Origin of the sequence: Candidatus Methanoperedens nitratireducens (assembly GCF_000685155.1) — an archaeon.
GTDB lineage: Archaea > Halobacteriota > Methanosarcinia > Methanosarcinales > Methanoperedenaceae > Methanoperedens > Methanoperedens nitratireducens.
In genome coordinates, this window is record NZ_JMIY01000008.1 from 21,225 (window position 1) to 46,769 (window position 25,545).

The following is a 25,545-nucleotide window of genomic DNA, read 5'->3' on the forward strand; positions in this document are numbered from 1 at the left end:
TATGGCAGAAGCTGGATTTGTCAGGGAAGTTGCACACCGCATATTCGCTGCAGAGTTCAGGGAATCAAATCTCCAGGCCAGGGAAGGACATGATCAGTACTCACCTCAATACCTACTCACACCCACGGGAGCAAAATGCAACCGGGTCTTCGTGGTCGGTACGTTGACAGAGAAAGAAGATGTCGGGACCGAGGCGGAGTTCTGGCGGGGGCGCATTGTTGATCCAACAGGCGCGTTCTTTGTGTATGCAGGGCAGTACCAGCCTGAGGCAGCGCAGATCCTGGCAAGGATAACACCGCCTGAGTTCATAGCAGTCATAGGAAAACCGAGTACATACACCACACCTGAAGGGAATGTGATAACATCCATAAGACCTGAATCATTACAGGTCGTGGATGCTGAGACACGGGACAGGTGGGTGGTGGATACTGCAATGCATACGATAAAGAGGCTTGAGAGACTGCAGGGTGATGAACCTGATGCTGTCAGGGCGAAGGAGCATTACTCAACGAATGTAGAGCAGTACAGGGCGATGGTGGCTCAGGCGCTTGAGTCGTTAAGGGCACGGTAGGGTACGGTAGGGTGCCCACCTTTTTATTTTTAATTTTAATATTGATATGAGAAGATTAGCTGTCTTGAGTTTTTACATAATGGGCAACTATTATGAGATGAGTTATGATAAGAGAAAAAAATCAAGAGTACCAATTTCCACCTAATCTGACTTACTCACGAACTGAAGCTGAAATATTTTATTGGAAAGCTCGGCCGTGAAAATGTTTGTGCTCTCAAGAAAGCCCCTGCGGGGGCAAAATTATTAACAACGAACTTATACTAACTCAAAACGAACTCTTGGAGTTCGTTCCAGTTCGTTTATGTTCGTTGTTTTTAGACTATCAGATTTCAAGATGAGGAGGAAGAAATGCGTTTATACTTTCCTATACGTATATAAAGAAGGAGTCGAGATTCCCTCTGACTACCATGGCGTATTATATCTACCTATGGATACTAATAATGGATGGCAGCTTTCTCTTGCCAGAGAAATCAAGCAAGTAGGTATTGAAATTGATTTAAACAAGGTAATTTGATATATTGCGTAGCTGTAAAAATCGAAGAAAAACCACAAGATGCATGGAGAGCAATTTAAAATGCTAACTAAAGAAGAAGTCATTAAAATCTTGAAGAAAGAATTACCCTGTTTAAAAGCTGTATTTATGGCACACTCCTGCCACTGCAATGAGGTAAAATGACAGCCACTGAAGAAGAAAGAGACCTTGAAAAAATCGTCAAAACCATATTAAAAGAAATAAGCGGCATCGAAGCGATATATCTTTTTGGCAGTATCGCAAAAGGAAAAGAGAACGAAAGAAGCGATTATGACATTGCGGTGATACTAAGGGAGTATCCTGAAAAGGATCTGGATATAATAGCCAGAATAAGGTACTCACTTCTTGGAAGAATAAAAAGACCGCTTGAGATACTGCTTCTTGGCATGGATGACCTGGAGTATTCGTCCCCCTTCCTTTATGAAATATACCATGCCAGCAGGCTTCTTTATGGTACAGATATACTGATCAGGTGTGAAAATGTTGTGAAGAACATAAGACCCATCATTACAGAAGGCAATAAAGTAGGTTACCATGTCTAATATTAGAGAAGCAAGGGCTATCAGATATTTGCTGGATGCGGTGAACGATACATCAATTATCGGACCAGCTTTGGAAGAGAAGCTTTATTCTATGGCGATCTTCCACTCCCAGCAGGCTTCCGAAAAATCAGCAAAAGTATGTCTCTCATTCCTTAATATTTTGATCACAGATGAACATATTTATACAGACTATCTCGTTAAATTCGTAATCCCGAAATCTAAAGACCTGAATAAGGACTTTTTAAAGCTGTTGCCTGATGTTAACAAACTTGAATCCTATTACATACCTTCAAGATACGGCGTTGACAGGTTCGGCAAGATACATTACAGGAAATACGATGAAAAAGAAGTAAAAGACCTTTGCAGGTCATCCATGGAATTTTTAGAATTATGCTTTAAATTCGTTGAAGATAAAAGCGGAAGGGTGATACCCAGACAAAGAGAAGAATTAGAGAAATTTTTTATAAATAATTATTATACATTCATAAGAGAATTAAGATAGATGTGATATCAAGGAGACATCGACTTAAAATTTATTGAATTTTAACCACTATCTTATCTCCACTCCCTCCTTCACCGCCTGCGCCACGATCCCTATCTGCTTCTATCAGCTTTCTTTCTCCAACTGCGGTTTAGCAGGCAATATAAAGCATACAACACGTTCATAGAAGATATAATCCCAGGCCCAGTTGGTCAAAACTAAGAGCCTGTTCCGAAAACCGATAAGACTAAGCAGGTGTATACCCAGCCAGATAATCCAGGCAAGGAATCCTGTGAAACAAAAGCGATTAAATAGATAGGCTACTGCTGCCCTTCGTCCTATAACCGCCATAATGCCCCGGTCACTATAATGGAATGGTACTGGAGGTTTACCAGATATCTGCCTGGTGATGTTCTTTCCTGCTGCTACTCCCTGCTGGATTGCAACAGGCGCAACCATGGGCAGCGGATGCCCATCTTCCTCTGAATATGCAAGGTCTCCGATTGCATATATATTGGGATAATCAGGAATTTGAAGTGTATTCAGAACAGCCACTCTCCCACTTGGATTTGTAGGCAGTCCCAGATTAGTTATTACAGGCTCACCTCTTACCCCTGCTGTCCATACAACGGTATAAGCCTGAATTACAGAGCCGTCGACAAGTTTTACTTCATCGGGCCTAACTTCACTAACCTTTGAATTAAAGCGAACCTCCACCTCCATCCTGTTAAGCCTTTCAAGAGCATAATTACCAAGACGATCTGGCAGGTTTGAAAGCAGTCTTTCCCCTGCTTCCAGGAGTATTATCTTAACTTTTTTGAAGTCCAGATTCCTGTAATCCCTTCTCATGGGACCATATATCAATTCAGCAAGCGCACCTGCAAATTCCACTCCTGTTGAACCACCCCCTACAGTAACAAAGGTCAGTAAACTTTTTTGGAGTTCCTCATCTGGCTCATATAATGCTCTTTCAAAGCAGGTTATGATCTGATTGCGAAGATTTACGGCATGTTCAAGAGTTTTAAGAGGGTACGCATATTCACTGGCTCCTTTAATGCTGAAAAAATGGGTTGTGCTTCCCGCAGCAAGGATCAGAAAATCATAAGAGACCAAGCAAATATCTGTTTCTACAGTTTGTGCTTTAAGATCAATTTTGTTTACTTTTGCAAGTAAAAAATGAACGTTTGGGAATTTACGAACAATACTTCTAACGGGGTAGGCTATATCTTCAGGTTCCAGCTCCGCTGCTGCAACCTGATATAACAGGGGAAAGAAAGTATGATAATTATTCTGGTCTATAATGCATATATCTACAGGATGGCGGACAAGGGTTTTTGTTGCCCACAATCCTCCAAAACCTGCGCCTAAAATCACTACTCTATAGTGTTTATTTTCTTTATGAAAATTATGTATTTTATCCATTTTACTAAACCCCACCTTCATTCCCTGTATTCAAAATATTAGTCTATAATCTTAGATCTTTTATTTTGAGATGATATAGATGCAGGGCTTACAGGATCTTAAAGGCTGCAAATCCCGCACCTGTTATGCCTTAAAACGGAGTTTGGAGATAACTTCAATATCTCTTTGGTATATGGCTCTGGTAGCATTCCCTGCAGTATACCGGTCTGCCGCCGTACGGCTGAAAAGGTATTTCGGTTTTCAGACCGCAGTCCATGCAGGTTGCATTGCACATCTCTCTTGAACCGCTCAGTCTTAGTCCGAAGCCACTTCTTCCATAGCGGAAGCTGCCTCTTCTTTCGTTATGCATATCTGTACCTCCGTAAATTTAGTTATTCTCAGTTTCCTCAGTAAGTACTGCAAATATACGTACAGGTATATTTACAGCTTTGTAGCCTACTTAAAAGGCTGATTGATCGGTTGCCCATACTACCTGCTCCTATATAAGCCTAACCTCGCCACTTACGGCTAAGCAATATGTATTTAATCGAATCTATATAATTTGCTATCTATTTTCATAGCGTAATGTACAGGTGTGTGTCTGCTAATGCCAGGATGTCGACCAGCGCCATGCCATAGTTAGTTGCTCCTTCAACCGATCAATCCCCTCTTTTATCAGGTTGACCTCAGGCCGGTCACCCACCTTTACCTGAGGCTGGGTCGTATTTTGTTGCGATTCAGTTTCGATAGAATGGTCCGATGGACTTTTAGCTGTTTCATAGAGCTGCTCAACATAGTGAGTGAATTCGACATAGGCTTCCGCATACTCACGTCCTGCATCAACATTATTTGGGTCGTAATTCTTCTTGTCCATGACGTCTTTGAACTGTTTATTGACGCCATTTTGCATATTGTGTGTTAGAAGCTTCAGCAGTTGCTCATCTGAACCATTCTCAAGCGCCCTGTCAGCAGCAAGAATTACAGGTTCGACAGCACCTGCTGGTTTCAGACCAGTATAAGGCGCTCCCTCCCCGGCCCGGTGTATGCGAACCAGTGTTTCAAAGAAATACATATCTGCAAGGTTCCTGGCTTCAGGGCTTAATTTTCGGACTTCAAGAGTCTTTCGGAAAGCTTCTTTTATTTCGTCCTCATCCTCCTTTTGTATCCAGATAAGAACGGGGTTTACATTCCCGGTCTCTAGTGCATTTTGAGCAGCTTTGATAACCGGGCCATCCATTGTATCACAATGTGCAGAAGCCACGTCAGCCCCAGCAATTGCGAACAAGATAACTAAAGCAGTTGCAGCGATAATTTTCTTGGTAATTATAATATTTACTTTTCCCATCATTTCCCCCTCCTAAAGTTATATATTTATCATCTCCTTATTACTCACTCGATATATTTTGCTTATGAATGTACTCTTTCCTTTTTCCCCATAAAATAATGGGTTTAAGGATATATATAAGCTTATTCTCTGTTTTGTGATCTTACTTGCACCGCCCTTCTCAATGGCATATGCTCTTTTTTGATGACAAAATTTGAGATAGGAGCTGCAGCCATTGCTGCATACTCCCACTATTTCGGCATTTCAATTTCAATGAGCCCGCGCGGCCATAGGCACAGTGTACATCCACAGTGCCACAGCACCAAACAGCAATATCAATACCACATATGGCAGCACCGATGACCTTGGGCCGGGATTATTCAGTGATATCCTGTGCGCTGTATATACAGCACCAATGATACCAAGTACTGTGAGCATATACTGGATAACCTGTATCGTAGGCATGTTCAGGATTGATAGATCCCCGGTAATCTTTAATCCAATAAGCGATGCCGATGTATATATCACAGAAAGCCCTTCTCCAAGGAAATGTTTTGAATTATGGGCAAGGTGTATACCGAGTCCCAGAGGGATAAGAGAATAGCCAAAACGAATGAAATTAGAACGCAGCGCTTCTCCAGGACCTCTGATTGATTGATAGCTTATCTCTGCTGTCTGGTCTGGTATTAGATCAGGTCTCGGCACTCCTGCAGAGATTATGCCTGATACAAAGCTTGCAGCCAGCATCAGCAAAACAGGTATAAGCATAGCTCCCGCGAATATCAATGTCCATGCGACGGTGAAGTTTGTGATGCCTGTGGTATTCTCAAACCAGGTCATGAAAGGCTCCCATACTTCAAGCATAATAACGGTCTGGCTCACTACTATCCCTATTAAAGCAACTGCAAGAAATGACTCCTCAAAACGCGGCTTCTTTATAAACCAGAGTTCACTTGTAGGTGGCCTGGGAGTTATCCTGATAGCATCATGAGGACATGTTTTGATGCAGTTAGAGCAGAAATTGCAGGAACGATTAGAATCCATCGTCCTTGGATACTCGAACATTGAGCAGCCTTCTGCTTTTTCATTTCCTTTATAGCAGTCAGGGGTCTTGCAAGTTTTGCATACCTCTTTATCAGCCCGAAGTTCAAGGGCTGAGCTCATGGAATAATTACTTGATAGTCCTCCAAGGAAACACAGGTAGCGGCACCATGCCCGCCTCTCAAATACTGCGCCCATGAGAACCACCCCTGCGAACACAAACAGCAGAAGATAGCCTGTATTTATAGGTGACTCAACAAGCTCAATGACTACATCAGCCCAGGTTATAATGAGGAAAGCCATTATTATGATCCAGACCCCGTACTTCTGAAGGAACTTTGGCACTTTTTTCTGCATCCCTACTTTTTTCTGCACCTCATCGCTTACTCTGGAAAGAGGGCATACCGAACACCACAGCCTGCCGAACAGCAAGAACAGTACAGGCAAGATGGGCCATAGGAATATCCATACCATGACAGAGCCAAAATTATATGATGCTTCGCTGCTGCCAGAGAAGAGCTGGATTACGATTATCCCGAATATAAGCATGGTAGGCAATACGAATATCAAAGGGTACCAGCGGCTTTTAAGAATATTTTTTATCGATGCATAATCCAGGAAATTAATTTTCCTCAGTTTTTCTGTGTTTGAAGCGAAATATCCTAGAACGCCAGTTATGCCGAGTAACAATGCTATAACGTACCAGTTCACATCTCCTTCCATTGCGTGCGCATCCCCGGTATCCCCGGCATGCTGATCATTCATATTCATACTATTGTGGTCGTCTGATTCCACATTCTGCGATTCTGCTGCGCCGACAGGCAATGCGAGTGCAGCCGACAGCAAAATTATACATAAAACAACTAATATTTTTTTTCCCATTTACTATTTTTCCTCCAATGCCTTAATTACCAGCCTTATTCATTCTCTTTGTGATTTAAAATAAGATAAAAAAAGTTCATCCGATCTTGATGTTTTAAAGCGTTAATTATTTAACTTTACATCGCTTGTAAAGTAGGGATCTTTTTAGACATTTAGTAATTTTTTTAGGTTTCTAACTTAGAATCTCCATGTCAGGTATCCCTCAACCAAATATTTATACTCAAACAGCTAGATACTTCTTAGCAGGAATCTAAAGTGGTGAGGTAATGAAATATATACAGGTAACACTGACCCCCCCGGAATCAAAGCGAATTATAGCTATGGGCGTAAAGAGGCTTCCGATAGTCCAGCAGGCACTGGAGATAGGATCTATCCTGATAACCCTGGGCACCACCAATGCATATGTGGCAGAGGAACTCACAGGCAGGAAGATAGATCACATGAGATATGCAGCAGGTTACGTTGATGAGATAACAACCGTTGTTCCACAGGAGAAGCGATTGCCGGTGATTGCCCTGCGCAATGGGAAGCAGGTGGATGCCAAGGGCATATTAGGTGATATGACATCCCAGGATGTTATTATAAAAGGGGCAAATGCCATTGATCCTCATAACGTGGCCGGTGTCATGATGGCAAATCCAGCTGGTGGCACTACAGGAGATATGCTCGGATCGGTTATGGCAAAAGGCATAAACCTTGTTATTCCTGTTGGGCTTGAAAAATCCATACCTTACTCTGTAACAGACATCGCTAAAAGGATAGGGATACAGCGCTGCAGTAAAGCAACAGGGCTTCCAGTAGGGATGATGCCGCTGTTTGGTACAGTTGTTACTGAGGTGGGAGCATTAGCGCTGCTGGGCGCAGAGGATGTTTTCCCGTTAAGTGCAGGTGGAATAAACGGAGGCGAAGGCTCAGTAACACTCTGCGTTCTTGGAGATAGAGCTGATGAAATATTTGAGATCGTGCAAAAGGTGAAAGAGAAAAAGGGGAGCTTTGAGAGTTAAATTGGCGCAGTATGGAAATATACTTATATCCAGAGTACTTATTACTTAATATATGTTAACAGCGAAAAGTTCCGACCGCTACTGGAGGTGAGAAAGAATGATTGGACCGCAGGAATTAATATTGGTTTTCCTTGTGATTGTTCTCCTCTTCGGGGCAAGCAAACTACCAGAGCTTGCAAGATCCATGGGAAAAGCATCTGGTGAATTCAAGAAGGCGCAGATAGAGACTGCAAACGAGATGCGCAAACTTGAGGCACCTATCCAGGAGAGCAAGAACATCCAGCAGCATATCCAGAAGCTCGCAACAGACCTCGGGATCAATACTGATGGAAAGGATGAGAGCAAGATACTTGAGGAAATAAAAGCAGGCCTAAAGAAGAGCAGAGTATAAAGAAGAAAGCTGCGCTCTAAAAAGGTCAGGAGCTAGCATTTGCTATGCAGTTGTACAGTTGTTTATCTCCCTTCTTTCTCTAACCTTTCTATAAGTTCCCTTGCCCAGCTATATGCTACTATCATCCTCGGGAAGCCTGCAGTATTCAGCGTAAGCAGAATGGCATGGTAGATCTCCTCAGGTGTTGCTCCTGCCTCATAGGCCTGGGTAACATGGGAGCGTATTGCACCATGCAACTGGGCTGATGCTGCCATTCCCAGTTGTATTAGATGACATGTTTTTTTATCAAGCGGTCCAATGCTGTGCACCAGCTCACCTGTCTCTTCATGCGCCTGCCAGATATCCGGATACTCCTGGATAAAAGATGTTAGTGCCTCTGAAAATTTCTTGATTTCTAACCCTCCTTATTTAAGTTATACATCCTGCCTATTAAAGATTTCGATATTGGAAAAATGAACTGACAGCAGCTCAACAAAATCCGATACATTAGCATTAGCAGAGGAATTCATATAGGAAATAGGAGAAATATCGTTTTTAATTATAGTTAATAACAGTTAAATTTTTACATTGCCTGATGAATTAAAAAATTCTTACACGGAAGATAGGAAGTGAAGAAATGAATAAAATATCTATCGGACTAGCTATAATAATTTTTTTTCTGATCGGATTTTCAACAGCGGCACATGCGCAAAAGAACGAAGTAAAGGATAATGCCTGCGTAGGCTGCCACACGATGGTAGGTGCCACAAAGGGAATCCTCAATGACTGGAGTATGAGTAAGCATGCCATAAACAATGTCACATGTGATAGCTGCCATGCAGCAGACCAGGGAGATAAGGATTCATTCACTCATAATGGTTTTCTTATCACAAAAGCCCCGTCACCCGGGGACTGTAGCAAATGCCATCCTGACCAGGTGAAACAGTTCAATGCCGGGAAACACAGCCTGGGCTGGACCAAGATGGAGACTGCGTCGCGGTATAAAGCAATCCCGAATGACATGATGCGGGCAAGCATGTGCGAAGGATGCCACAGCATCGGAAAGGTATATGCGGACGGCTCGGCTGGGAAGTGCGACTCATGCCACACAAGGCACCTGTTCAGCGCGGAAGAGGCACGCCAGCCAGAGGCATGTGAGACCTGCCACATGGGACTTGATCATGACCAGATAGAATACTACAGGACATCAAAGCACGGGGTGATCACTGACCTTGATCGAAATACCACGCGTGCACCTACCTGTGTTACATGCCATGCGGATGGGGGAACGCATGATGTTAGCCAGGGGATCACGTTGGGTTCGGTATCGCAGGGTGCCTTTATAAGCGACAGGAACAGCGGCAATGATTATATCACCAGCCCTGATGGGATTATAATGAGATCAATAACCCAGGAAGATTTCAATTCAGGAAGAACCACGATGCTTCAGATCTGCTCGCGGTGCCACTCAGAATCGTTTGCGCGGGGTGTGCTTGAGCAAGCAGATGAGATAAAGAGGCAATCAGATGCAAAAGTAGGTGAAGCTATTAAGATCATAAGCGATCTTTACAATGATGGGCTGCTTGATCCCATGCCTGAGAACAGGACGCTAAACCCGGTGACAGGGAATAAACTCACTCTGACAGGACACCAGACCTACTCCAATACCTCTGAAATAGAGGCCGAGTTCTTTGAGATGTACAAGTACGCGCTCATACATGCATGGAAAGGGGCATACCACATGAACCCGGATTATGCTCACTGGTATGGCTGGGCACAGCTCAACCTGGACCTGGAGAAGATAAAAGCTGAAAACAGGACACTGCGAAGGTTAGCAGAGCTTGAAAAAGCACTGGAGACTGAAAAAACCGGAACAAAGGCAGGAGTAGTGCCAGGGTTTGAGGGATTTGTTGCTATCGTAGCGCTTGCAATAATGATATCAATAATCCTGATTAGAAAGAGAAGATAAAGAGGATGAGAGAATACCTGTTAAAGATGAAGGGCGGTGCGAAAAGCCCGCCCAGAATTAGATTAGCAGAGATATTCTGGTCATGGACAGGAAGCTTCTCGGGGATCGGGGCTGTAGCCTTTCTTAGCTTTAATTTTTTTGAGTCAGGTGACCTGACCCTGATCATAGGTTCATTCGGAGCATCGGCAGTACTGATATTCGCAGCTATCAGGAGCCCGCTTGCGCAGCCGCGCAATCTTATAGGAGGCCATGTCCTGTCAGCCATTATAGGCGTGAGCGCATATCAGATGATGGGTGATACCTGGATGGCAAGTGCATTTGCGGTCTCATCTGCCATAGCAGTGATGCTCTTCACCGATACGCTGCATCCACCTGGAGGCGCTACAGCACTGATAGCTGTGATAGGCAGTGAAGAAATACACAACATTGGCTACCTCTACGTATTTGTACCCACGCTTGCAGGGGCATTAATCATGCTTGTGATAGCGCTGCTTGTGAATAACCTGGCAGAGGGAAGGAAGTATCCTGAGTACTGGTATTGAGCTAAGCTTCCTCAGGCGGTATGAGCGAACGTCCCACATTATAGACGAAGAGATAAAACCCTATAAGCGATATCGCTCCGAACATCAGAGCCCCCATCTGGTAGCTGCTGCCTGCAAACCTGTAGGCATACGTGAGTGTAAGTCCCACAAGGCCTATATTCTGAACCCAGAATTGCAGTTCTGCCAGACGCAGGCTATAGAGTTCAGTACCGGCAAATACTGGCAGTAGATGATAACCCACGCCAAATATCATCATGGACACGAAACCTATCAGCAGGATGTGGACATGGGAAAAGGTCAATGAGTACCTCTCCAGCCCCAATCCCATGGTTCTATCTATAAGAACGATAAACCCCACTGTACCTCCTATTAGCAGATATATCAGACTTGACCAGGCAAATTTCAGCGGTATCTCCATGCGCCCCTTCCTTGTATGCCGTGATCTTATGCCAGCCCTGCTGCCATATTCAGCTCATCAAGTAACTGGTTGATATCCACCCTGTGCATCCTGCTGAAAAACTCAAGCGTCTCAGAGGGCAGCCGTCCCGTATATTTTGGCATGCCGTGTTTGATAAATACATCCCGTGTTTGCGGATATTTTGTTATTACTTCGTTGAGTTTGTCACTCTTGGTTATCTTTTCTGCCATAATTCCTCACATCCATTTATTGTTCATCAACATCTATCTACTTTCCGTTTGACAGTGTTTGACAGGAAGACAGGATCGATATTAGAAGACCACATCCGCATGCCCACTGGATGAGCAGTGACGGGAAGAAGATGGTGACGCCAAACGCATTCACCGCAGATTCAACGATAAACCTGCTTGCAAACTATGATCCCATAAGCGGAGCAATAACCGGTCTGTAGGCGGACTGCCTATCCAGCTTCCGGTCAGCCCGAACGGCAGGTACATGGTGACAGCGTTTGTCATATTGCTATTTCCTCCTTTAATCTAAATTAAAAAATTTCTATCTTACTTTTAATATTTTCATCCCAGGCAATCCATGGCATCAGTTGTTTTAGTATTTGAACTGCATCGTAACGCGCAGGGATTTTTAATTTTCTCTTTTTTCCGCATGGAGTTTCGAACAGGTTATTTTGAATTTGTTTATATTCTTCTGATATATCCTGGAGCTCTTTTCCACATCCACATTCTAGCGGCTTTCCATCATTTTCCCATTTTTTTAGTAATCTCTCTTGCAGTTCTTTCTTTATTACATGTGCTTCTTTCTCCTTCAATTCTTCGATCAATTCTTGCTTTGTAATCATTTTTTCCTCCCTGTTAATCCATGCTTTAAAAACCGGGGAGTTTTTTGGGATTATAACCGGAACATCAAAGTTCAGTTTGCACTTTTGGCATCGGTATTTTGTTTTATTCGAATAATTACGTGTACGCCGAAAAATGGACGAACTGCCACACTCAGGGCACCGCTTGCGGCTCATGTTCTCTACCTTTACAGAGAATCGTCCTCTTTTAACAGATAAATTTATCATCACTATCCTCAGGTGCTTTTTAAAACACGTCCATCATTATTTGACCTCTTTCAGAAACCGTTTCTCAACCTCTGGGGTAACCTTAGCATATGCTTCGTCACCAGTCTGGATGCCTGAACGACCTAAACGATAGGCTATAATCTCTTTCGGGACTTTACCAAGTAATCTCATAGCCATACCTTTACGGAGCTTTTGAGCGCTCTTTGGTTTTATGCCTATACACTCGCAATAGCCCTTCAATTTCTTATCGAAATTATCCCTGGACATATCGAATAATAGATTAGAGATACGCCATGCATCCCTGTACTTAATAATTTCATAAAGTAACGCCTTGTCCAGGGAGATGGTGTGATCTACAATTTTAGATCGCTTTCTAATTTGAAAGGTCAAAGATTCGTTCTTAAAATCGATGTTATCCAATTTTAGGCTCAGTGCGTCAGAGATCCGCAATCCCGTGTTCCACAATAATGAGATCAACAGCTTATCCCTGTCCCGAAGGAATGCCTTACACAATGTTGGAACCATAAGGTTATCCAGGTACTCCATTAATGAATCGATCTCAGACTGAGTAAAGTACTCATCAGGTTTTTTCCTGGTTTTTGCAGACATGACTGTATTTGGCATAAATTAAAGATTGTCATAGTTGTATATATATCATACTGAATTGTCTGATAAATATAGTCAATAGATATATGAAGAAGCCGCAGCCAGAAAGATTTAATCTCACGCCAGGCTTTCACTATATCTATTGGCTTAACATTGCATAGCTTTTCTGTACTTAATTTATAATTTCCTTTTACTATTCTTTGCGGCTTTTAAGTTGTTCGAGAAATTTTCTCTGCTTTTCTCTCTCAGCTTCAGAGACTTCTGGTTTTTTGACCTGCTTTGCTTTTTCAGCCAGGTCCATCGAGCTTTCAAGTCCAACCATTTCTTGCACCTCCTATTATGTGACATTGGAGCGATCGTAGTTTGTTATAATTGTATATAAAATTATGCCAAATTGTCTACAAAATTCGTACTAATTGTAGAATTTAAGTTCTGGATTTAACCTATATAATAATCGACGACAGTGGAGGTCTATCAATAACATTTATATACAATAAGAACACCAGTAGGTTACCGTTTGCCTTATAGGAGGAGATATGCAAAAAGTAACAAAATATAGAGACGGTGGAATGAAATATTGTCTCAAGGTCGGTTCAGGAGAAATGTTTCTTAAAAGAAATAACCAGGCGGCTATAAGTGAGGTATACAATGTTCGTATCTAGCGTAAATCCACATGTAACGGCAGGGTGAGGATAATGAAGTTTCTGTTTATTGCGGGGATTTTTGTACTGGTTGCAATGGGATCAGGAACGTATGTTAATGATTCGGATATGCACATCAGCAATTTAACTGAGTACATTGGGAACACTCTCACAGCATGTAACAGTTGCCACGTGATGGGTGCTGTTTATGAAAGCTGGTATCACGGCGATCACAAAAACAGGGCGGAATGCAGCGATTGCCATATTCCGCACGACCCGATTACAAAGTATGTTGTGAAAGCAGAATCGGGTATCCGCGATGTAACAGCCGTTATCACTGGTAACGTCCCTGAGGTCATTCGCACCACTGAGAATTCGCAAAAGATAATCCAGGGTAATTGCCTGCACTGTCATGAGCAAACAGTAGGGAATATCGCCGATAGCAAAAGGAATGATGAGCGTTACTGTTTCGAGTGCCACCGTACAGTTGCACACGGCGAAAGGGGAATCTCTCTATCACCATATCAGGAGGGCAAATGAGGCGTTCTATCTCTATTATTATTCTGACAGGTCTGATAATCGTCCTGACAGCAGCTTTAACCGCTGCACTTATGTACATCAATAACCAGCCTGTCTCAAATCGCGGCATCAACCAGATATTCGAAGTGCCTGCAATGGAACCTGATTCAGCTCAATGGGGATTGAACTTCCCGAATCAATACTCAACCTTTTTGCTTACAAAAACCAACCAGAACCGCACTAAATATGGCGGCTCATTCCCATATTCAAAATTGGAGATTAACCCGCGTCTTGTCATTTTATATGCCGGATCTGGTTATGACATAGATTACAACGAAGAACGCGGTCATCTTAACAGCCTGACCGATGTAAGGAGTATTGAGCGGATCAACAATAAAACGCCCGGTACCTGCTACTCATGTAAGAGTTCGGATAACCCGGGCCTGTGGGCAAAAATGGGAATGGCAGAGTTTGATAAAACCATGTTTAGCGAACTTGGAAAAAATATCAATAACCCGATTGGCTGCGCTAATTGCCATGAAGCCAGTACTATGCGCCTGGTTGTTACAAATCCTGCGCTGGACGAAGCTCTTAAGTCCCAGGGCAAAGACTGGCGTACCTTCACACGCCAGGAGATGCGTACGGTGGTCTGCGCTAATTGCCATGTGGAATATTATTTCGCAGGTGAAGGCAAGTACCTGACCTTCCCCTGGAAGAACGGTACCCGGATAGAAGATATAACCGCATATTATGACAATATAGGGTTCAAAGACTGGCAGCATGCTATTTCCGGTGCACCGATGATCAAGATACAGCACCCCGAATATGAAATGTACACAGCAGATAGTACTCATTACAGGGCAGGGGTGTCCTGTGCAGATTGTCACATGCCCTACACCCGTGAAGGTGCTGCAAAATTCTCTACCCACGATGTCAAGAGCCCATTGTTAAATGCAAACCTTGCATGCGGCGCATGTCACCGTGATGTGGAGTATGCAACTTACAGGGCTGCTACGATCCAGAGTCAGGTGCAGATGTCCATGAACGTTACTGAAGATGCGCTCATTGCGGCTATTAAGACTATTAAGGCAGCTTCACTGAAACCGGATCCGGACATGAAGGTACTGGCTGAAGCCCGGCAACTGCACCGCGAAGCGCAGATGCGCTGGGATTTCGTGGCTGCTGAAAATAGCATGGGTTTCCACAATCCTGAGGAGGCTCTGCGCATTCTGCTTTCCTCGGCTGATCTTGCCAGACAGGCGCAACTGAAAGCCGTGCAGGCTGCTGGCAGTCCTGCAGTCATATGGAACGGCAGCCACTAATATTATTTTTTTAGTCTTTCAACAGCACGGGATAAGTTACCAGTGGTTTCGGGCGGGCGTTGTTAACCACCGGCTTGTATGGATAGAAAGGTAGTTATAGAAATTAATTACATAACTCATCTTAGCGAGATTTCAATGGGGGTGAGAAACAATGAACATTAACAATAAGAGTATACTGGCTGCTCTTATACTGATCACAGCATTAGGTATACCTACGGTGACAACATTCAGTGCACCACCGGCATCAGATGATCGCAACTTCGCAGCGCATCTTCTGGGTAATGAGGAAGTGCCACCTGTAGATACTCTGGCTCAGGGTCGTGCTACCTTCCGGCTTAATGAAGATGGCACAGAGCTGAGTTACAGGCTCAATGTATCAAATATTGAGGACGTATCTATGGCGCATATACATCTTGGCGCAGCAGGGATGAACGGTCCGGTAGTTGCATGGCTCTATCCTGGTGAGCCACAGCCTGCGGTGATCCCGGGCAGATTTGATGGAGTGCTTGCAGAGGGTACAATCACTGCCGATAATCTGGTCGGTCCGCTTGAAGGACAGTCTCTGAAAGCACTAATGGACGTTATGAGGGCTGGTGAGACCTATGCCAATGTGCATACAGAACAGAATCCAGAAGGTGAGGTCCGCGGCCAGATCAGGACTGAAACAGCGATACCAGAATTTCCACCTGGTATACTGCTCCCGATAGCTGGCATAATGGGCATAGTAGCGTTATTATATAGAAGAGAAAAGTGATTTTTATCACTTTTATTTTTTTATTTATATGTCTCCTGCATACAGAAAATTATTATAGATATTAACTACATAAGTATTGTAACCAATATAAGGGGGTTTTAATAGTGAGTGGAAAGAATATTTTAGTTGCACTTATACTGGTAATGCTTATTGCACCGGCAATAAGTGCGTCTACAGTGCCAGATAATCGCAATTTTGCAACACACCTCTCGGGCGATAAGGAAGTGCCACCAGTGGATACTCAGGCCCAGGGTCAGGCCCACTTCAAGCTCAGTAAAGATGGCACGGAGCTGAGTTACAAGCTCAACGTAGCAAACATCGAGGACGTATCTATGGCGCACATACATCTTGGCGCAGAAGGTGTAAATGGACCAATCGTTGTATGGCTGTATCCCGACACACCGCCGCCTGTTCTGATTCCAGGCAGGTTCAGTGGAGTGCTTGCAGAAGGTACAATAACTGCTGATGATCTGGTCGGTCCGCTTGAAGGACAGTCCCTGAGCGAGCTAATAGATGCCATGAGCGCTGGTGAAACCTATGTCAATGTCCATACCGAGCAAAATCCTGCAGGTGAAATCCGCGGTCAGGTCCATGGAAAGCTGTCTGAGCCTGAGGTAACAGTAACTGTAACAGCAACTGTGACTGCAACTGCAACGCCATCTGAACCTGTAACATCAATACCAGAATTCCCGCTTGGCATACTGCTCCCTATTGCTGGTATACTGGGCATAGCAGCACTGTTATATAGAAGATAAGAGAGGCACTATCTCAATATCTGGTTGTCGATAAATAAGTATATTATTAATATACTTATTTATTTTTTAAGATCATAATATTACTTTGGTTTTAAACAAGTATACCCTGGTAGTTATTTTAATATACAATGAAACGTGTAAGATATGAGTAATTAATGAGGACCGGGAACGTGAGCGGCTGTACATTCTGTCAGATTATTAAAGGGGAAGTATCGACGAACTTCGTTTATAAGGATGAGGATATGGTTGCCTTTTACGATATAAAACCATCTGCACCCGTACATGTACTGATAGTTCCTGTAGAACATATTGAGAGCATCAATACACTGGAAGAGAGGCACAGCTACATTATTTCGAAAATGGTGCTTAAGGCAAAGGATATAGCAAGACAACTGGGTATAGCCGATACAGGCTACAAGCTGGTAATAAACGTAGGCAGAGGTGGAGGGCAGATTATATTCCACCTGCACATACATCTTATCGGAGGCTGGAAACGTTAGCACTTGAATGGATCAATAAAATAATCAAACAAACCTGAACGTTTGTTCGATTTTTATCCTGTCATCAATCTCATCTGCGTAGCGCTTCTTCAAACTAGCCAGCATCTCTACAGATAATTTATTCTCCTTCACAGCGGGGCAGCGCTCATCCACTGAATCCACGTCAATAACAGGATATAACTCACATAGCACCGGGCGGCATTTATATATGCGGCAGCGTTTCTCCTTATTTAAGAAGATGCACTGCCCTTTGATCATCTTCACTGCGAAATATACACCATGCTCCCCCTGAGCCTTCCTGAAATACTTCTTGGGATCAAGTTCCAGAGCATATTCCTCTCTGATCTTTGCTATAAGCTCCATAACCTCATCCCCGGTCAGAACAGGACAGTTCCGGCAGCATAGGGAGGTACATATTTTAATATCGCAATTCAGATTCAAATTACCAGTTCTGGGCCAGTACCTCATAATATGATTGCGCATGCTTGCATGCAGGGCACACTTTTGGTGCTTCGGTTCCCTCATGGATATAGCCGCAGTTCCTGCAGTGCCATTTCACTGTACTTTTCTTCTTAAACACAGACCCATCTTTTAAATTCTCTAATAATGCCCTGTAGCGGCTCTCATGGAATTGCTCAACTTCCCCGATCTCAGTGAATGAAGAGGCGACCTGTGAAAATCCCTCTTCTTCTGCAACTCTTGCGAATCCGGGATAAAGCGTACCCCATTCAAGTTTTTCACCCTCTGCTGCCGCAAGTAAATTATCGGCAGTCTTCCCTATGACTCCGGCAGGATATGCTGAGGTAATTTCAACATTTCCGCCCTCCAGGTATTTGAAGAACACCTCAGCATGTTCTTTTTCATTATCCGCAGTCTCAAGGAAAATCCCTGATATTTGCTCAAATCCCTCCTTTCCGGCAACACCTGCAAAGTATGTATAGCGGTTTCTTGCCTGGGATTCACCTGCAAATGCAGCTAAAAGGTTCTTCTCGGTTCTGCTCCCTTTAAGATTCATTATTGATCCCTCTTATCTTGTGAATATTTTCTTAACCATGTCTATTTGGCTTTGCTATGCCTAATAAGCTTTTGGGAACTATATTAAATAACGGCTCTCTGAAATATTTACCATCTGCCAGCCCTTAATAAGCTTCTGCTATATTGTCAACTCTCCCAATGTAATCAGCCTCCTAAGGACTATAGAAAGGAAATCCGCGTGGTCTATAGAAAGGCAAAAAAATATAATCAAACGCAACATCCAATACGATTAAAAATACAACTAATGATAAAGCCATCTTCAAAGCTGGAAGGAAAATCTCATTTGCTGATTTGGACCTGGATTTTATCACGAACGATATAACAGCCGCTATTCCACTGAAAAATGCAGGAACAATGATCAGAAGAAACATTCCAAGAAATCCAAAGTCTTCAGAAGAGGAAGGAAGCGCTACACCTGCAACAACCCCAAAAACTGCGGCATAAGCAATAGGATATGCTGTACCTAGTTTTTCATGTCTCCACAGCGATGATGCAATAATAAGTAAAGGAATGATAAAATACGCCATGCCTTTACCTGATATAGCCATTGGATGCTGTATTATGTTCTGCAGGGAGACAGAATAAATCACGCCCAATAATGCGATTTCAAAGATTGCTGAATAAGGATATAATTTTTTGATATACGTTGTGACTGCTACAAAAATAGTTACAGTAGAAACCACTACGATTGGAGGAAGGAGAGGCGAATGCTCCTGACTTAAATATCCCAAGCCTTCAACTATCACTTTTTTGCTAAGGAGCAGAATTGAAAGAAGAGCTACAGCGGTTAAGATAAAAGTTAAATGTATTCGATATTTTTCAGGGATTGTAACCCCTTTCTCACCGACAGTGGATAGAATAAGCCAGAGTCCTGCGCCTATGACAGGAATCAGGATTAAAGGATTAAAAGTTGAGGATATGTATAAAGCTATGAGAACATTAAAAGTAAAAACCAGTAACATCAGAACTGCAATGAATATAATCACATTTTTCTTAGTTATCAGCATCATAATTTACGCATCCTCTTGCAACTTCAATTCACATCATATTTACTCATATCAATTCCACTTTTTTATGTTTTTCCCTTCTAAGTAAAAATCCTGCAATTACCGCATATATCACCGAATACATAAGAACTGTTCCACCCATACCTGATAAAAAATACCCGATGTAAGGAATTCTCGCTCTCGCTACTCCTATAACCCATTCTTTTTTAACTGGCTGGTTATAACTTATGCTTCCCTGCTGATCGAATGAAGGGTTCGTCCATGGATTATCTCCTTTTGTAATATAACCTGCATGGGGAGCAGCAGGTCCATCAACCCACATAGGCTCTCCAGCCTCAACATAATACACGGCACGGTGTATGATAGGTATTGTATTAAAATTACCATAGGGATAGTATGCAATTAGATTACCATAGTCATTAAACGATCTATAATCAAGTATCTTGCCATCTTCATATGTTATGATGTTTGTGTGCTGGGAGGATTGTATCAAAATTAGATCGCCTTTTTGCATATTTGGCTTCATACTTTCTGACTGTATAGCAAAGCCCATTTGCCATATTCCAGTTGCTGCATAAATTGATATTTTTATAGCAGCTATTACTATAAGAGATATTAAAATAGCCTTGATCCAGACTTTCATTTTCCCCTCCACAGCCCTTTTATGTAAACCGAAATCAATGTTATAAAAAACAATGAAGCTTCGAATGCAGGTGTCTTTTTCGGCATCGCAGCACCTTCTGGCTCTCCGCTTACTTTTACAAGCCATACATTACTACCGTAAAACAAAGGAACATCATAGCCTACAAGGATATAGCCACCATCGCGAGTTTGTCGGGCAGAGTGCAAAAATTTCCCTCTGAGTATAATATCCCATTGCTTGTTGCCATTTGCATCAACCTTTACGAGCCAGGCATCGCCAGAGTTGTATCTAATGAGGTCTGATGTTCTATCAGCTCCTGTATAACCTGCAAGTATATATCCACCATCCTGAGTCTTTTGAACCGAGTGAAAACCATCGTCGCTATTTGTTTCTCCAAATGTCCTGCTCCACGCCACATCGCCGTTTAAATCTGTTTTGATAAGCCAGGCATCATAGCTATCGTACGAATCCGTAACGCCAGCAAGTATGTAGCCATCGCTGGTGAGTTGAATAGAACCTATCATGTTATTTTCGCCAAAAGTCCTGTTCCACAACTCATTTCCTTTAGCGTCAAGCTTTATGAGCAAGGCATCAACAGTGTTATAATAGTTGCCGGTGTTATTCTTGTAAACGTTGCAGGTTGCAAGCAAATACCCGCCATCCGGCGTCTGCAGCACGGAAGACCCTTCACCGCAAGTTTTTTCAAAATTTTTTATCCACTCTATCTTGCCGACTGAATAGAACTTAATGACCCTCACATAACCGGAGCTGTCAAGACCCAGAGATTCAGCAAGTATATATCCACTATCTGATGTCTGCTGAACAGATTTAGCCTCGCCCCTGACAGGATAAAACTTTTCAATATTCTCATCAAACGTCTTGCTCCACTGTTCGTTGCCATAAGCATCTGTTTTTATTACAAAAGCAACATCCTTTGCACCATAATCACCATAAAAGCTTTTACTGCCAGCAAGTATATATCCCCCATCACTGCTCTGTTCGATTTTGAAAACCTGTATAAATTCTCTGGAGGCCAGTTCAGGTCTGTTGAACTTTCTGATCCACTGCTCAGTGCCATAAGCATCTGTTTTTACAAGCGCATCACCTGCTGCAAGAATATAACCTTCATCCTGCGTCTCCTGAACATCATAAATTCTCCCGACATTGTACGTCCTGTTCCACTCCTCTACAGGAGCCGCACCCGTGATACCTGTAAGCAGCAGAACTACCGTAATCATTCTGAAATATTGTACTCCACCGGTCAGTATCATAACCTGCTCACCTTTATGGATTTGGATAATTATATATTTATCAAATATGGTTGTCTGGTCTTTTATAATTTTTTAAACCGCAGATGAACGCAAATAAACGCAGATGCATAGCAATAAATCCGCGTTCATCGGCGTTTATCTGCGGTTCCATTTCTTTAAATTCCATAACTTTCAATAATTTTCATTGATAAAAATCCAGCGGTTTATTGACTGTATAGACCCCGTGGATCCGTGATCTCCCCTCTTAGCGCGCTCGCTGCTGCTGTCTCTGGAGATGAAAGGTATATTAAACCACCAGTCCCCATCCTGCCCTTGAAGTTCCTATTAGAGGTTGAGAGACAGACCTCACCTTCGCATACCACTCCCATGTGTGCTCCGAGGCACGGCCCGCAGCCAGGCGGCGCAATGATAGCACCCACTTCCAGGAGCGTCGTTATTATACCAGCCTCTGTGGCTCTGATCAGTACCGAGCGCGAGGCAGGCAGGATAATCGTTCGTGCTTTGACTTTCTTACCTCTCAGTATTCCTGCAACAGCCTCCAGATCCTCATAGCGCCCGTTGGTGCATGAGCCTATAAAAACCTGGTCAATCGGTGTTCCTGTCACCTCCCCGACATCGGATACGTTATCCACCTCATGTGGCCTTGCGATCTGGGGCTGGAGATCTCCAATATCAAAATCATATTCTTCTGAATATTGCGCGTCCTTATCAGCATACACAGGGGTGTATTTTTCCCTGGCATTTCCTTTTAAGTATTCAAACGTTTTCTCATCAGGCGGTACGATACCTGCTTTAGCTCCCATCTCGATGGACATATTGCACAGCGTCATCCGGCCTGAGATCGAAAGTTCACTTATGGCATCGCCGTAATACTCTATTGTCCTGTAATTCGCCCCATCAGCACCTATGTTTTTGATGATATAAAGGGTCATGTCCTTTGCCGATACTCCCTTCGCCAGTTCTCCGCTCACGGTTATCCTGATCGAGCGCGGTACCCGCAGCCACAGTTTTCCCGTTGCAAAAATCTCAGCCATATCTGTTGCACCCACGCCGGTAGCGAACGCACCGAAGGCACCGTATGTACATGAATGTGAGTCTGCGCCTATTATCAGCTTCCCGGGCATGGCAAACCCGCTCTCAGGGAGCACCTGGTGACAGATACCGTCTCCAACATCAAAAAAATTGGTGATCCCCTGCTCTTTTATCCATTTTCGTATGCTCTGCTGGAGTTTAGCCGCGGTCTCATTATTAGCAGGCACAATATGGTCAAACGGTATTATTATCCGCTCCGGGTTCCATACTTTTTTTGCATCCATCTTCTTGAAGGCGGATACAGCGAGCACACTGGTTCCATCGTGTGCCATAGCATAATCTATATCCGCTATCACAAAATCGTCTGCTGCTGCGGACTTTCCTGAAGCCCTGCTGAGTATCTTTTCACTTATGGTAGGCATTTGCTGTAGATTGGGGTTTAAGATAGATAGATATTTCTGCTTATAGATCTGAATAATTCAACGGTGATACATTGTTTACAATCGAGAAGACCCATGCAATCAAAAGCATTCATGCAAGAGAGATACTCGACTCAAGAGGCAATCCTGCAGTTGAGGTTGATGTTTATACAGAAGGCGGGTTTGGACGGGCAAGTGTGCCGTCAGGCGCATCCACAGGGACAAACGAAGCGCTTGAGTTGAGGGACAGGGACAAACGATACCACGGAAAAGGCGTCAGGACAGCGGTAAACAATGTTAATACAGAGATCAAAAAAGCGCTCATGGGTATGGATGTCCGCCACCAGTATGATATTGACAGGATAATGCTTGAACTTGATGGCACCCCGAATAAATCAAGGCTTGGTGCCAACGCCATCCTCGGAGTGTCTCTTGCTGCTGCCCATGCGGCGGCGAAATCCACAGGACTTTATCTTTACCGCTACCTGGGAGGCACGAGCGCATTCACGCTTCCATGTCCTACCATGAACGTAATAAACGGAGGGAAACACGCAGGCAACGAGCTTGCAATACAGGAGTTCATGATCCAGCCAAAAGGCGCCAGGACATACTCTGAAGCCCTGCGCATGGGCGCTGAGACGTACCATGTTCTTGGCTCTATACTTTCTAAAAAATACGGTATCTCTGCTGTCAATGTGGGATACGAGGGCGGATATGCTCCTCCCCTTACAAACACAAAGGACGCGCTTGATTCCCTCACCCATGCCATTGAAGAGGCAGGATACGGGAAAGAGATCACAATCGGCCTGGATGCAGCAGCCTCTGAGTTCTATAAAGATGGTAAATACAGCATCGATGGGAAGACATTATCCGCAGGGGAGCTGGTAGATCTTTACGCCGAACTTGTGAAGACATATCCTATCCTCTCTATCGAAGATCCGTTCCATGAAGAGGCTTTTGATGATTTTGCGCTTTTGACAAATAAACTCAGGGACACGATAATCGTGGGTGATGATCTTTTTGTGACAAATGTAAAGAGGCTTGGGCAGGGCATAAGGATGGGCGCTGCGAATGCATTGCTTCTTAAGGTCAACCAGATAGGCACGCTATCCGAGGCTTTTGATGCTGCAAAACTGGCGCAGAAGAGCGGGTATAAGGTTATCGTAAGCCACAGGTCTGCTGAGACAGAGGATACCAGCATAGCCGATATATCAGTGGCTATCGGAGCTGAACTGATCAAGACAGGAGCGCCTGCAAGAAGCGAGCGCAATGCAAAATATAACCAGCTCCTCAGGATCGAAGAGGAACTCGGGAAGGCGGCAGGGTATATCCAGCTTTGATTTTCCCATGAACTTAAGAGAAAAATATAAGCCCCAGATGGCTTTATCTAGATAAAAGCAGGAGAAATCGATATAATATCTGTTGAAAAACTTTCAAAGGCATTCGGTACCAATATTGTTCTAAGAAATATAGATCTCAGTATAGAGCAGGGACAATTCCTGACAATATTCGGTCCCAATGGTGCAGGAAAGACCACACTTATTAAAATAATATCAACCCTTGTAAGCCCGACCTCTGGCAGGGTCATGATCGATGGTATTGATATCAAAGAGAAACCGATCGAGATAAGGAAAAAGATCGGTGTGATCTCGCATGAGACATACCTGTACCATGAACTGACCGCTGCTGAGAATCTAAGGTTCTTCGGACGGATGTACGGCATAGAGAACAATGATATCGAGGCTAAAATAGATGACCTCTTAAAACAGGTAGGTCTATCTTACAGGAAGAACGACCGTGTAAGGACGTTTTCCCGAGGTATGAAGCAGCGTCTCTCGATAGCACGGGCCCTGATCCACGACCCTCCCATACTTCTGCTCGATGAGCCTTACACAGGTCTTGACCAGCATGCAAGTGCCACATTTGACAGGATACTGGACAGCATGAACGCACACGATAAGACCCGTGTTCTCATCTCCCATGATATAGAGCGGGGCATCTCTATGTGCGATCGGGCAGTCATCCTAACGAATGGGAATATAGCCCATGAGATGAGTGGAAGCGAAATCGGCGACCTGCAAAAGTGCAGGGCTATTTACGAAAGATATGTGCAGGAGCATGCATGAGGTTCCTGGAGATAGCCAGCAAGGATCTGAGAGCAGAGTTCCGCACAAAGCAGATGCTCAATTCAATGATGATCTTTGCCCTTCTTGTGATTGTTATCTTCAGCTTTGCATTCGGGAATGAGGCATCGATATTCATACAGGGCTTGAATAGAAAGGTAGTCGATCTACTTGCGCCCGGAATATTGTGGATTGCATTTACCTTTGCAGGTATGCTCGGTCTTTCAAGATCGTTTGCAGGAGAGAAAGAGGAAGGTTGCCTTGAGGGCCTGAAGCTGTGTCCTGTGGACAGATCCGATATATATAACGGCAAGGTACTATCCAATGCCGTTTTGATGTTCCTGACGGAGATAATCGCCATCCCGATCTTTGTTGTACTTTTCAGTTATGATATTAACAATATCCCGGGTCTGGTACTGGTTGTTATACTCGGGACTTTTGGGTTCATTTTTGTGGGCACTCTTCTCTCTGCACTCACTGTAAACACAAGAACACGCGAAATCCTGCTTCCTGTGATCCTTTTCCCCGTTCTCATCCCGGTCATCCTCTCGGCTGTGACCGCAACAGGGAGAATGCTCTCATCAGGTGATATCTCTGAAATATCAGGAGAACTGCAGCTACTTGCTGTCTATGATATAATTTTCTTTATCGTGGCACAGCTTGTATTTGAGTACACGATCGAGGACTGAGAATATTAAGAAAAGAATATAGCTATGGCGGATATATAGCAAAAGATAATATTGATATAAACATGAGGATTTAA

The 25,545-nt window shown here is 43.6% G+C and carries 32 protein-coding genes; 16 read left to right on the top strand and 16 right to left on the bottom strand.

Translation table 11 applies throughout. The features are described from left to right. Position 1 precedes the first annotated feature (1 nt). The 4 genes from ANME2D_RS15700 (at position 2) to ANME2D_RS15715 (ending at position 2,147) form a co-directional block, all read left to right on the top strand. Positions 2–571, top strand: a complete 570-nt coding sequence (locus ANME2D_RS15700) for an RPA family protein (protein ID WP_048093898.1) — start codon at positions 2–4, stop codon at positions 569–571. Between the two features lie 334 nt (positions 572–905). Next, the gene (locus tag ANME2D_RS15705; RefSeq protein ID WP_048093900.1) at positions 906–1,085 is read left to right on the top strand and encodes a hypothetical protein; all 180 of its coding nucleotides are present in this window, start codon (positions 906–908) and stop codon (positions 1,083–1,085) included. A gap of 158 nt (positions 1,086–1,243) precedes the next feature. Next, complete coding sequence (locus ANME2D_RS15710) at positions 1,244–1,645, top strand: nucleotidyltransferase domain-containing protein (protein WP_048093906.1); 402 nt, start codon at positions 1,244–1,246, stop codon at positions 1,643–1,645. Beyond that, positions 1,638–2,147, top strand: a complete 510-nt coding sequence (locus ANME2D_RS15715; RefSeq protein WP_048093908.1) for a HEPN domain-containing protein — start codon at positions 1,638–1,640, stop codon at positions 2,145–2,147. Before ANME2D_RS15710 ends, ANME2D_RS15715 begins: the two co-directional genes overlap by 8 nt. Positions 2,148–2,252: 105 nt before the next feature. On the opposite strand, the gene ANME2D_RS15720 is transcribed toward ANME2D_RS15715, so the two are convergent. The 4 genes from ANME2D_RS15720 to ANME2D_RS15735 all read right to left on the bottom strand — a co-directional run bounded on the left by ANME2D_RS15720 (position 2,253) and on the right by ANME2D_RS15735 (position 6,774). Beyond that, positions 2,253–3,548, bottom strand: a complete 1,296-nt coding sequence (locus ANME2D_RS15720) for an NAD(P)/FAD-dependent oxidoreductase (RefSeq protein WP_048093910.1) — start codon at positions 3,546–3,548, stop codon at positions 2,253–2,255. Positions 3,549–3,702: 154 nt separating this feature from the next. Next, complete coding sequence (locus tag ANME2D_RS15725) at positions 3,703–3,897, bottom strand: CxxC-x17-CxxC domain-containing protein (RefSeq protein ID WP_048093912.1); 195 nt, start codon at positions 3,895–3,897, stop codon at positions 3,703–3,705. Between the two features lie 234 nt (positions 3,898–4,131). Further along, entirely contained in the window at positions 4,132–4,875 is a 744-nt protein-coding gene (locus ANME2D_RS15730; RefSeq protein WP_198527456.1) for a DUF6448 family protein, read from the bottom strand. Between the two features lie 246 nt (positions 4,876–5,121). Continuing rightward, a complete protein-coding gene (locus ANME2D_RS15735) occupies positions 5,122–6,774 on the bottom strand; it encodes a 4Fe-4S binding protein (protein WP_052368996.1) in 1,653 nt (550 codons plus the stop codon). Between the two features lie 266 nt (positions 6,775–7,040). Between ANME2D_RS15735 and ANME2D_RS15740 the strand changes: the two genes are divergently transcribed. Both ANME2D_RS15740 and ANME2D_RS15745 read left to right on the top strand, forming a co-directional pair. After that, positions 7,041–7,778 (top strand): hypothetical protein, encoded by a 738-nt coding sequence (locus tag ANME2D_RS15740; RefSeq protein WP_048093914.1) that lies wholly within the window; start codon positions 7,041–7,043, stop codon positions 7,776–7,778. 97 nt (positions 7,779–7,875) lie between these two features. Continuing rightward, positions 7,876–8,169 (top strand): Sec-independent protein translocase subunit TatA/TatB, encoded by a 294-nt coding sequence (locus ANME2D_RS15745; RefSeq protein WP_048093915.1) that lies wholly within the window; start codon positions 7,876–7,878, stop codon positions 8,167–8,169. Between the two features lie 62 nt (positions 8,170–8,231). Here ANME2D_RS15745 and ANME2D_RS15750 read toward each other — a convergent pair whose 3' ends face one another. Beyond that, complete coding sequence (locus ANME2D_RS15750; RefSeq protein WP_198527457.1) at positions 8,232–8,477, bottom strand: carboxymuconolactone decarboxylase family protein; 246 nt, start codon at positions 8,475–8,477, stop codon at positions 8,232–8,234. 308 nt (positions 8,478–8,785) lie between these two features. Between ANME2D_RS15750 and ANME2D_RS15755 the strand changes: the two genes are divergently transcribed. Both ANME2D_RS15755 and ANME2D_RS15760 read left to right on the top strand, forming a co-directional pair. Then, positions 8,786–10,117: a multiheme c-type cytochrome gene (locus ANME2D_RS15755; protein ID WP_048093919.1), complete on the top strand. Its 1,332-nt coding sequence runs from the start codon at positions 8,786–8,788 to the stop codon at positions 10,115–10,117. A 5-nt stretch (positions 10,118–10,122) separates the two neighbouring features. Continuing rightward, positions 10,123–10,659, top strand: coding sequence for an HPP family protein (locus ANME2D_RS15760; protein WP_048093921.1), 537 nt, complete (start codon positions 10,123–10,125; stop codon positions 10,657–10,659). 1 nt (position 10,660) lies between these two features. Here ANME2D_RS15760 and ANME2D_RS15765 read toward each other — a convergent pair whose 3' ends face one another. From ANME2D_RS15765 to ANME2D_RS18880, 5 genes are all read right to left on the bottom strand, one after another. Further along, the gene (locus ANME2D_RS15765) at positions 10,661–11,077 is read right to left on the bottom strand and encodes a cbb3-type cytochrome c oxidase subunit I (RefSeq protein WP_048093923.1); all 417 of its coding nucleotides are present in this window, start codon (positions 11,075–11,077) and stop codon (positions 10,661–10,663) included. A 26-nt stretch (positions 11,078–11,103) separates the two neighbouring features. Continuing rightward, the gene (locus ANME2D_RS15770; RefSeq protein ID WP_048093926.1) at positions 11,104–11,307 is read right to left on the bottom strand and encodes a DUF1858 domain-containing protein; all 204 of its coding nucleotides are present in this window, start codon (positions 11,305–11,307) and stop codon (positions 11,104–11,106) included. Between the two features lie 311 nt (positions 11,308–11,618). Next, a complete protein-coding gene (locus ANME2D_RS18290; RefSeq protein WP_157834178.1) occupies positions 11,619–11,930 on the bottom strand; it encodes a hypothetical protein in 312 nt (103 codons plus the stop codon). A 261-nt stretch (positions 11,931–12,191) separates the two neighbouring features. After that, on the bottom strand, positions 12,192–12,779 hold the full coding sequence (locus tag ANME2D_RS15780) for a tyrosine-type recombinase/integrase (RefSeq protein WP_048093930.1): 588 nt from the start codon (positions 12,777–12,779) through the stop codon (positions 12,192–12,194). A 175-nt stretch (positions 12,780–12,954) separates the two neighbouring features. Continuing rightward, the gene (locus tag ANME2D_RS18880; protein ID WP_277812953.1) at positions 12,955–13,083 is read right to left on the bottom strand and encodes a hypothetical protein; all 129 of its coding nucleotides are present in this window, start codon (positions 13,081–13,083) and stop codon (positions 12,955–12,957) included. A 373-nt stretch (positions 13,084–13,456) separates the two neighbouring features. Here ANME2D_RS18880 and nrfH point away from each other — a divergent pair, with 373 nt between their 5' ends. The 5 genes from nrfH (at position 13,457) to ANME2D_RS15805 (ending at position 17,252) form a co-directional block, all read left to right on the top strand. Continuing rightward, positions 13,457–13,942 carry a cytochrome c nitrite reductase small subunit gene (nrfH, locus tag ANME2D_RS15785; protein ID WP_052368997.1) on the top strand — a complete coding sequence of 162 codons (486 nt, stop codon included), beginning with the start codon at positions 13,457–13,459 and terminating at the stop codon, positions 13,940–13,942. After that, positions 13,939–15,243 (top strand): ammonia-forming cytochrome c nitrite reductase subunit c552, encoded by a 1,305-nt coding sequence (locus tag ANME2D_RS15790; RefSeq protein WP_048093932.1) that lies wholly within the window; start codon positions 13,939–13,941, stop codon positions 15,241–15,243. The genes nrfH and ANME2D_RS15790 overlap by 4 nt, the downstream gene beginning before the upstream one ends. 151 nt (positions 15,244–15,394) lie before the next feature. Next, complete coding sequence (locus ANME2D_RS15795; RefSeq protein WP_081810345.1) at positions 15,395–15,997, top strand: CHRD domain-containing protein; 603 nt, start codon at positions 15,395–15,397, stop codon at positions 15,995–15,997. A 104-nt stretch (positions 15,998–16,101) separates the two neighbouring features. Next, positions 16,102–16,752 carry a CHRD domain-containing protein gene (locus tag ANME2D_RS15800; protein ID WP_198527458.1) on the top strand — a complete coding sequence of 217 codons (651 nt, stop codon included), beginning with the start codon at positions 16,102–16,104 and terminating at the stop codon, positions 16,750–16,752. 155 nt (positions 16,753–16,907) lie between these two features. Beyond that, on the top strand, positions 16,908–17,252 hold the full coding sequence (locus tag ANME2D_RS15805; RefSeq protein ID WP_048093934.1) for a histidine triad nucleotide-binding protein: 345 nt from the start codon (positions 16,908–16,910) through the stop codon (positions 17,250–17,252). 24 nt (positions 17,253–17,276) lie between these two features. Here the strand turns inward: ANME2D_RS15805 and ANME2D_RS15810 are convergent, their stop codons facing one another. The 6 genes from ANME2D_RS15810 to ANME2D_RS15835 all read right to left on the bottom strand — a co-directional run bounded on the left by ANME2D_RS15810 (position 17,277) and on the right by ANME2D_RS15835 (position 22,662). Next, the gene (locus ANME2D_RS15810) at positions 17,277–17,777 is read right to left on the bottom strand and encodes a YkgJ family cysteine cluster protein (protein ID WP_081810346.1); all 501 of its coding nucleotides are present in this window, start codon (positions 17,775–17,777) and stop codon (positions 17,277–17,279) included. Continuing rightward, positions 17,695–18,267, bottom strand: a complete 573-nt coding sequence (gene rbr, locus ANME2D_RS15815) for a rubrerythrin (protein WP_048093937.1) — start codon at positions 18,265–18,267, stop codon at positions 17,695–17,697. Before rbr ends, ANME2D_RS15810 begins: the two co-directional genes overlap by 83 nt. Before the next feature lie 172 nt (positions 18,268–18,439). Continuing rightward, entirely contained in the window at positions 18,440–19,297 is an 858-nt protein-coding gene (locus ANME2D_RS15820; RefSeq protein ID WP_048093939.1) for a hypothetical protein, read from the bottom strand. Positions 19,298–19,340: 43 nt separating this feature from the next. Then, positions 19,341–19,937, bottom strand: a complete 597-nt coding sequence (locus ANME2D_RS15825) for a S26 family signal peptidase (protein WP_198527459.1) — start codon at positions 19,935–19,937, stop codon at positions 19,341–19,343. Beyond that, entirely contained in the window at positions 19,934–21,208 is a 1,275-nt protein-coding gene (locus ANME2D_RS18525) for a hypothetical protein (RefSeq protein WP_052368998.1), read from the bottom strand. The genes ANME2D_RS15825 and ANME2D_RS18525 overlap by 4 nt, the downstream gene beginning before the upstream one ends. A gap of 203 nt (positions 21,209–21,411) precedes the next feature. Next, a complete protein-coding gene (locus ANME2D_RS15835) occupies positions 21,412–22,662 on the bottom strand; it encodes a 3-isopropylmalate dehydratase large subunit (protein WP_048093942.1) in 1,251 nt (416 codons plus the stop codon). A 71-nt stretch (positions 22,663–22,733) separates the two neighbouring features. On the opposite strand from ANME2D_RS15835, the gene eno reads away from it, so the two are divergent. The 3 genes from eno to ANME2D_RS15850 all read left to right on the top strand — a co-directional run bounded on the left by eno (position 22,734) and on the right by ANME2D_RS15850 (position 25,471). Next, positions 22,734–23,999: a phosphopyruvate hydratase gene (eno, locus tag ANME2D_RS15840; protein ID WP_048093944.1), complete on the top strand. Its 1,266-nt coding sequence runs from the start codon at positions 22,734–22,736 to the stop codon at positions 23,997–23,999. A gap of 75 nt (positions 24,000–24,074) precedes the next feature. Beyond that, positions 24,075–24,785 (top strand): heme ABC exporter ATP-binding protein CcmA, encoded by a 711-nt coding sequence (gene ccmA / locus ANME2D_RS15845; RefSeq protein WP_277812956.1) that lies wholly within the window; start codon positions 24,075–24,077, stop codon positions 24,783–24,785. Then, the gene (locus ANME2D_RS15850) at positions 24,782–25,471 is read left to right on the top strand and encodes a heme exporter protein CcmB (protein WP_048093948.1); all 690 of its coding nucleotides are present in this window, start codon (positions 24,782–24,784) and stop codon (positions 25,469–25,471) included. The genes ccmA and ANME2D_RS15850 overlap by 4 nt, the downstream gene beginning before the upstream one ends. Positions 25,472–25,545 lie beyond the last annotated feature (74 nt).